This is a genomic window from Staphylococcus sp. GDY8P94P (genome assembly GCF_017892255.1).
GTDB lineage: Bacteria > Bacillota > Bacilli > Staphylococcales > Staphylococcaceae > Staphylococcus > Staphylococcus cohnii.
Window position 1 is genome coordinate 472 of record NZ_JAESKU010000006.1, and the last position, 539, is coordinate 1,010.

Consider the following 539-nt stretch of genomic DNA (forward strand, 5'->3'; position numbering starts at 1 on the left):
TATTTCTATATAGTATCAAGACAAGAAGAAACTCGTTTTCAACTCGTTTTAAAACCACCAACCAAAACCTTAAAACTCATCGTAATTTCACTTAAGTTTTTCTTAATTATTCCTTCTTTTTCTACGTCACTTAAATTCCACGTTAAAGGCGTCATATCAAGTAATTTATTCAATTCTTCTTTATTTAATTTAACCTTATAACTAATGTCTATCATTTCAATTTTATTAAAATTAGCTTCAAATAAATCTATAACATCAGAATTATCATAATCCTTATTTTTATGATTACTAAAGACTATATTCCTTATTTCTTTTAAATAATCACTATTAGGAATTATTTTTATCAATTTCCCCTCTTTATCTAGAACTCTTTTAAACTCATCATAATTAGAAGGGCTAAGCACATTAATTAAAAAGTCTACATTCCCATTCATAACTGGTATATCAGCTAGATCAGCAACCAACCAATTTATATTTTTATATGATTTTGCTGCTTTTTTTACACCTTCTTTTGCAATGTCTATACCTAAGAATTCATT

Annotated in this window: 1 protein-coding gene; it reads right to left on the bottom strand. The window is 25.8% G+C overall.

Features of this window, described 5'->3' with window-relative positions:
• Positions 1-38: 38 nt before the first annotated feature.
• Positions 39-539: class I SAM-dependent methyltransferase (locus KA926_RS03470; protein WP_481906359.1), on the bottom strand; the 501-nt coding region annotated here is incomplete at its 5' end.